The sequence below is a fragment of the Holosporales bacterium genome, from assembly GCA_031263535.1.
In the GTDB taxonomy this organism is placed as follows: domain Bacteria; phylum Pseudomonadota; class Alphaproteobacteria; order UBA3830; family JAIRWN01; genus JAIRWN01.
Genome location: JAISFO010000035.1, coordinates 1 through 6,425, shown reverse-complemented (window position 1 = coordinate 6,425; position 6,425 = coordinate 1). Strand labels below are relative to the sequence as shown.

Genomic DNA, 6,425 nt, shown 5'->3' with positions numbered 1-6,425 from the left:
ATCAGGAAACGTATGAGCTGCCGGGTACTGAACAAGACCCGGGCTATGGCCAAAAAGGTACTCTTGTGGAGTGGCAAGAGCGTGTGGCTGCGTACTGTGCTGGCAATCATATTCTTACGTTTGCATTATGCACTGGCTTATCTGGACCGTTGCTGAAGCTTTTCCCAAATGTAAGGTCAACTATTATTAATCTCTTTGGTAAGACCTCTACTGGTAAAACTACTGCACTGCTAGTAGCAGCTTCATTATGGGGAAATCCTAAAAAGTATACCGGCCAATGGAGAAATACAGACAATAATCTAGAAAGTGTTTTTGAATTATACAATGACAGTCTTTGTGTTCTGGATGAGCTTAGCCAAGTAAATGCTAAGAAGCTTAGCGAAATTGCTTATATGGCTGGGAATGAAAAAGGCAAGGGAAGATGCAAAGCAGATACGAGCAGTAAGCGGAGAAAAGAGTGGAAAACATCTATTTTGAGCAGTGGTGAGCTAACTTTAGAAGATAAGCTTAGAGAAGCTGGGTTAAGAGCTAAAGGAGGCCAGCAAGCAAGATTTGTCGACATAGGTGCGAGAGTCTCTGATGAGGATGGCGTATTTAATGTTTTGCGTGGCTTTAACTCTGGCGCAGATCTATCCAAGCATCTCCAAGAACAATCTGCCAAGTATTATGGCGTAGCCGCTCATGAGTTTGTGAAGAGGTTGGTTGAGAATAAATTCTCATTATTAGGACAAGATTTGCAAACTATATACGAAGCGCAAATAAAAGCATTATGCGATAAATTTGGCTTGAGCAACGCCGATGGCGAGGTGCAGAGGGTAGGTGACGTATTTGCTTTGCCAGCAATAGTCGGCGTTCTAGCCGTTGGTTATGAGGTATTTCCAGCAGATTTGAATATATTAGAGTCTGTAAAATTTGTTTTTAATCGTTGGCTGCAAGACCGAGGAGGGAAGAAAAACGTTGAAGATGAAAAAATCGTTCAGCATGTGATGGATTTCCTTATGCAACACAGCGCCAGATTTATGGAGCTGCGTAATGGCGAAACTGAGGAGAATAGAACGACGTATAACTTGCTTGGGTACTTTCAAAAAGAGAATAATAAAACGACCTATTACTTAATTCTCAAGTCTTTCAAGGAAGAAATCTGTGAAAACTTCAGTGATAGGACAATACGTGATGCCTTAAAGAAAAAGGGAGTGTTGATAACGGAGCTAGAAAACAATGGTCGTGAAAGAGATCCGAGGAAGCGTATTAATGGCGAGAATCCAAGGCGTTTTGTCACTATAGTTGTCAAAAATGATTACCTTGAAGAGGTAGATTCTAATAAAGCAGTTCATCAAGAAATTGAAAGTACTTAAATTAGTAGGGGTAGTGGGAAAAATTGGCTCTATATAAGAGTTATCATAGGAAAAATCTGTCCCCATTTCATTAGTGCTGCTTCCAAAAAAATGGGGCATTTGGGGCACAGAAATAACTTTTTGGGGCACGAAAATATCTTCCAAACCCGCAATTTACTTAGATAGTGCCCCAATGCCCCAAATGCCCCACTAAAAATAGCATATTCTAAAAAACATGTTTTTGGGAATAAATTACGATGGCAAAAAGTAGTCAAATGTAAGTGATATAATTTTGTCTGTAATTTTATGTATATGGTGAACGGTATGATTATTTTAGGTATCGATCACAGGCTATGTATAACAGGGTGGGGAGTGATAGAGGATGGCTATCGCGTAAGTAATGGCTGGGTACTTCTCAATCATCTCATCGAAAATTACCTTGAAGGGAACGTAGTCCATAACACTGCTCGATATTAACCTACCTATTATCTTTGAGAGGCAAGCATACTCTAAGCAGACTGCTTGCTTGATACACGTGTTCCTTTATTCACTTATTTGAAGACTCTGAAAGCCTATCCTTACAGCCCTTCAGATAAACCAACTATAGCATTAATCAATGCTTACCTATATAATTAAAACTTATAAAAGCCTCTGCGATTTCACTACAAAAGTTGTACACCAGTTGTACAAATCATCCGTACCTCAACAATCTTCAAAAATAACACCATCAATAAAATCAATAAAACTGCTGGCGCGATCGGCAGGATTTGAACCTGCGACACCAGGATTAGGAATCCTGTGCTCTATCCAGCTGAGCTACGACCGCATTATATGCCTAAACTTGACTTGCGCTTTATAAGTCAGTTGAACCAAATTTTCAATATTTCAAAGCTTTGCCGCAGTGCGCTTAAAGTAATAACTCTATTAATTGCAGCGAGCCGATGACATCCCTAAGGTCGATTATTTGTTGAAGCCAGTTCTTTTTATTCTCATCAAGGGACGGCGCACTGTCCAGATAATCTTTGGCAGCACAAGCAGCGGCGTAGATTTCCTGCGCCTTTAGGTGACTTAAAATCTCTAGCGCTCGATTATCTTTTGCTCTACTCGTTGTCGCAAGATTGGCAGGCTCGCCGTTAATTTGCACAACCTTTACCAATCCGTTTAACCAAGTCGCAGTTTTAGAAGTAACAGTTGAATACCAACTGTTGTTGGAAAATGCTGAAGAAAATTTTGCCAAAATGCTGCTTAAAAGCGTAATACCTTGATCGGCATGATCATTTAAAAATTGCATAGCTTTGGATAAACGTTCTTTTTGTTCAGAGGAAATGGCGTCTTGAAATGCTTGCAACTCTGCCCTAAACGCCCGCCCGCTTAGTGCTTGTGCTTTTAAGCCTAAAAACAGCTCAACCGTTCGTACATCCCTGACGCATTCAGCCTGCCCAGCTTGGGCAGGTAGTGTATCGGGACAATGGCATTTGGCAACTTCACTGAGCATAGGCGCTTTATTACTAGGTATAGGCGTGTCATGTGCCAGCGGCGGTATTAGGGCGTTATCAGTGTTTTTGGCGCTGTGATTTAGTTTCAGCGTATCAAAGATCCAAGTTTTCACACCCCAAAGATTAAGATGTATGGCCGCCAGTGCCGCCAACGCTAAAGTAATCAGGATGATTAAAGATTTTAAAAAAGACACAATCCCTCGCATATCTGCCCCTCCTTAAAAAGCCATGCTTTACCATATACGCGACGACTAATGCTACAGAAATACCGATAAATTCGCAAGCAAAGCGCACACTGCGGCTCACCTGAGATTATGGTGATTATATTTCCCCTTCCCTTTGAATGCGCTCTTGCTTTTCATGAAATTGTTGAGCCTCTATGCTTAAAGTAGCAATAGGCCTGGCTTCTAGGCGGTCAAGCGAGATTGGTTTGCCCGTGGTTTCGCAATATCCATATGTCCCGTCCCTAATTTTGCTAAGCGCATAATCTATTTTAGCTATCAGTTTTCTCGCCCTGTCTTTGGCCCTAAGTTCAATGGCCAGGGCACTTTCTTTAGAGGCTTTATCTAATGGGTCAATATCGAACGGATCGCAGCTGTCGCGCAGTTCTTGTATCGCACAACAATTGCCCTGAACAAGCCTTTGGCGCCAGGCAACCAATTTTCTACGAAAATACTCAAGCTGGCTTTGGTTCATGAACTCTTCGTCCTGGGACGGTCGATACTCTGCGTCAATGTCACAGACAGGATCGCTGCAAAGATGATCTGAAGCGCTCATGAATCACCTCAAGTCATAAACGAGGGGATTATAAGTTAAATATTTACGGCTTTACAAATAAAAATACATAAAATTTTGCAAACAATTATTCATAACAGACATTTTAAAATATTTTTTCTAAAATTATTTCTTTTGTGTTATATTTTAAAACAATTGATTATCTAAAAATTGCCCATGGTACTTATACGTAGAAAACTAAATTTGAACAGCGGCTCTGAAGAGTTTAGCGAGTCCAGTTTTTTCAATACGGTAAGGCGCAATAAACTTGTTGCCTCCTGGGTCGCGGATCGGCTTGCGCTTCAAGTGAAAGACCGGCAGAGATATATGAGGAGTTTACTGCTGTTTTCCATTTTAAACTTCAGAACGTCGCGGCTGATAGGCTATATAAGCAAGGATTTTGAACAGGCCGGCATCAAAATTACCGAGAAAGAGATCAAAGACAAAATAAGTGACATTACCAAAAGCATGAAAGCCGGACCTAGACAAGTTCAATAAACCTTAATCAATAAGGTTAATTAAATTTAATAAATAAGACCTACACTGTTTAAATTATACTAACTTTTCTGTTTGAGCTTACCGTCTTTCATTTCAAGCACTCTGCCGTCGAAGCAGTTCATGTGCTTGGTATCGTGGGTAATGAACAGGCAGGTCTTACCTTCGTTTCGAACCAGTTTGTCGGTTATTCTCATCACCATGGAAGAAGCTTTAGGATCAAGGGCGGAGGTTATTTCGTCAAGCAGCAACAGCTTACAGTCGTCAATCACCGACATAACCAGGCTTAATGCCTGTCTTTGTCCACCGGAAAGGACGCTGACATATTCGCTTAACCTAGACTCTAAGCCCATCTCAAGCACGCTTAGCTTTTTTTTAAAATATTCCACAATGTTATTTGAGATTTTTTTATAGCCGCTCCTCATATAGGCTATGCACATATTCTCCAAAATCGTCATTTTTCCTATAGTTCCCGATCTTGGATCCTGAGACACGCTGGATATTAGATGCGCCCGTTTGTATTGAGGCGTATTTGTGACATTAGCGCCGTTCAATAAAATTTGACCGGCTTTCGGTCTGATCGCCCCAGATATAGAGCCAAATAGCGTTGTTTTACCCGAACCATTAGCGCCGATAATTAAAACAAATTCATTCGGCTGTATTGTAAGGTCCAGATTTTTCAAGACGTCCCTTACGCACAAATTGGATATGCTAAGCATACCTGGCCTTTTGCCTGGGCAGCATGATTAGTACTATAAGCAGCCCAGTTATCAGGTTCAGATCTTGGGTTTTGATGCCAAGCAGATTACTGTGCAGCGCTATACTTATGAAAACTCGATAAAGTATCGATCCAACAACGCACGATATGATCAAATATGGCGCTTTTTTAAATGGAATCACTTTCTCGCCAATAACAACAGAAGCAAGCCCGGTAACCAAGGTACCGACTCCCTGTGAAACATCGCAAAATCCTTGGTATTGGCTAAATAAGCCTCCACCAAGCGATATCATCGCATTGCTCAACATTAAGCCGACTATAGTCATAAGCCCAACATTTGTCCCAAAGGTAAGGGCAAACTGCTGGCTGTAGCCAACTGCCCTCAACTTCAATCCAAACCCACTGGCAAGCAAAAACATTAAGCCCAGCGCCAGCGGTGCCACCACAAACAATGTGTTCCCATATGCCTCAAACGTTACATTGGGCGCGCTGCCCATAACCCTTAGGTTTATGGAATAAAGCATAAACGCCACAATTATTCCGGAAAGCAGGTCGCTGATACCGAATTTGACGTTCAGTACACCAGTAAGAAGCCCTGCCAAGCCTCCAAGCAATGCAGAACAAAAAAGCGCTAAGTACGGGTCAAAACCATTTCTGGCAAGCACAGCGGCAACAGCAGCGCCCAAGACAAAGCTGCCGTCACAGGTCAAATCAGCAAAGTTAATGGTTCTGAAGGTTAAATAGATCCCTATAGCCACGCTGCCGAAGATCAGGCCTATTTCCGCGCTGGTGATAAGCTCTTGGAGAGGAATGATCATTCGCCGCTACCTATTTATTATCTTTTGGGCTTGTTTAAGTACTTCTTCTGGAACGATAATTCCCAGAATCTTTGCCGCGTTTAGGTTAATAAACAGCTCGGTAGAAGCGGGATATTCAATTGGGATGCTGCTAATATCCTGTCCTTGCAGTATCTTTGCCGCAATTGCCCCCGTTTGTTTGCCAATGTCGTACTGATTAGGTCCTAAGGCAGCCAAGCATCCTTTTGCAACCTGATCGGTATCGCTTACATATACGGGGATTTTTGCTTTGTTGCATACGCCAACTATAAAGGGAATTGCACAAAGCGACGTATTATCATTGCTGATAAATACCGCGTCAACCCTTTTGGACAGCGTATTTATAGCTTGCGGAATGTCGGATGCTTTTTGTATCCCTTGCTCAACCAATTCGATCCCAAGCTCTTGCGCAATCGGCCGCAGCTTTTCAACTATATCTACTGAGTTTGCCTCACCAGTGTTAAAAATTACCCCCAGCCTTTTCAGATTGGGCTGAATTTTTTTAAACAGCTCTAACTGAGGCTTTAGGGCGACAAAATTAGAAACCCCCGTTATGCTTGCGCCTTCCAGAGATTGAGCTATGGTGGTTGGGTTTGTTACCGAACTAAATATCAGCTGAATGCGTTTTTCTTTAGCGTATTTAAACGCGACTTGGGTCGGCATAGTGCCAATGGTGACAACAATGCCTTCGCCTTGATTGACGAATTTTGAGATAATCTGAGCCGCCAATGCTTGATTGCCTTGGCATGTATTAATCCCGAACCTGACGTTG

Annotated in this window: 7 protein-coding genes and 1 tRNA gene; 2 read left to right on the top strand and 6 right to left on the bottom strand. The window is 42.1% G+C overall.

Going from position 1 to position 6,425, the window contains the following annotated elements:
• On the top strand, window positions 1-1,355 hold a 1,355-nt coding region (locus tag LBL30_04385; GenBank protein MDR1032324.1), incomplete at its 5' end, for a DUF927 domain-containing protein.
• A gap of 728 nt (window positions 1,356-2,083) precedes the next feature.
• On the opposite strand, the gene LBL30_04380 is transcribed toward LBL30_04385, so the two are convergent.
• The 3 genes from LBL30_04380 to dksA form a co-directional block, all read right to left on the bottom strand.
• Window positions 2,084-2,160: transfer RNA gene (locus LBL30_04380), tRNA-Arg, on the bottom strand.
• An 81-nt stretch (window positions 2,161-2,241) separates the two neighbouring features.
• On the bottom strand, window positions 2,242-3,036 hold the full coding sequence (locus LBL30_04375; GenBank protein ID MDR1032323.1) for a hypothetical protein: 795 nt from the start codon (window positions 3,034-3,036) through the stop codon (window positions 2,242-2,244).
• Window positions 3,037-3,151: 115 nt separating this feature from the next.
• The gene (dksA, locus tag LBL30_04370) at window positions 3,152-3,607 is read right to left on the bottom strand and encodes an RNA polymerase-binding protein DksA (GenBank protein ID MDR1032322.1); all 456 of its coding nucleotides are present in this window, start codon (window positions 3,605-3,607) and stop codon (window positions 3,152-3,154) included.
• Window positions 3,608-3,808: 201 nt separating this feature from the next.
• Between dksA and LBL30_04365 the strand changes: the two genes are divergently transcribed.
• Complete coding sequence (locus LBL30_04365; protein ID MDR1032321.1) at window positions 3,809-4,102, top strand: DUF1476 domain-containing protein; 294 nt, start codon at window positions 3,809-3,811, stop codon at window positions 4,100-4,102.
• A gap of 59 nt (window positions 4,103-4,161) precedes the next feature.
• Here LBL30_04365 and LBL30_04360 read toward each other — a convergent pair whose 3' ends face one another.
• From LBL30_04360 to LBL30_04350, 3 genes are all read right to left on the bottom strand, one after another.
• Window positions 4,162-4,818 carry an ATP-binding cassette domain-containing protein gene (locus tag LBL30_04360; protein ID MDR1032320.1) on the bottom strand — a complete coding sequence of 219 codons (657 nt, stop codon included), beginning with the start codon at window positions 4,816-4,818 and terminating at the stop codon, window positions 4,162-4,164.
• Window positions 4,811-5,635 (bottom strand): hypothetical protein, encoded by an 825-nt coding sequence (locus LBL30_04355; protein ID MDR1032319.1) that lies wholly within the window; start codon window positions 5,633-5,635, stop codon window positions 4,811-4,813. Before LBL30_04355 ends, LBL30_04360 begins: the two co-directional genes overlap by 8 nt.
• Before the next feature lie 6 nt (window positions 5,636-5,641).
• Window positions 5,642-6,425, bottom strand: a 784-nt coding sequence (locus tag LBL30_04350; protein ID MDR1032318.1) for an ABC transporter substrate-binding protein, incomplete at its 5' end; no start/stop codon positions are given.

Bases quoted from the DNA above. Each gene is read 5' to 3' on its own strand.
- LBL30_04375 (MDR1032323.1), bottom strand. From the start codon at position 3,036: ATGCGAGGGATTGTGTCTTTTTTAAAATCTTTAATCATCCTGATTACT.
- dksA (MDR1032322.1), bottom strand. From the start codon at position 3,607: ATGAGCGCTTCAGATCATCTTTGCAGCGATCCTGTCTGTGACATTGAC.
- LBL30_04360 (MDR1032320.1), bottom strand. From the start codon at position 4,818: ATGCTTAGCATATCCAATTTGTGCGTAAGGGACGTCTTGAAAAATCTG.
- LBL30_04355 (MDR1032319.1), bottom strand. From the start codon at position 5,635: ATGATCATTCCTCTCCAAGAGCTTATCACCAGCGCGGAAATAGGCCTG.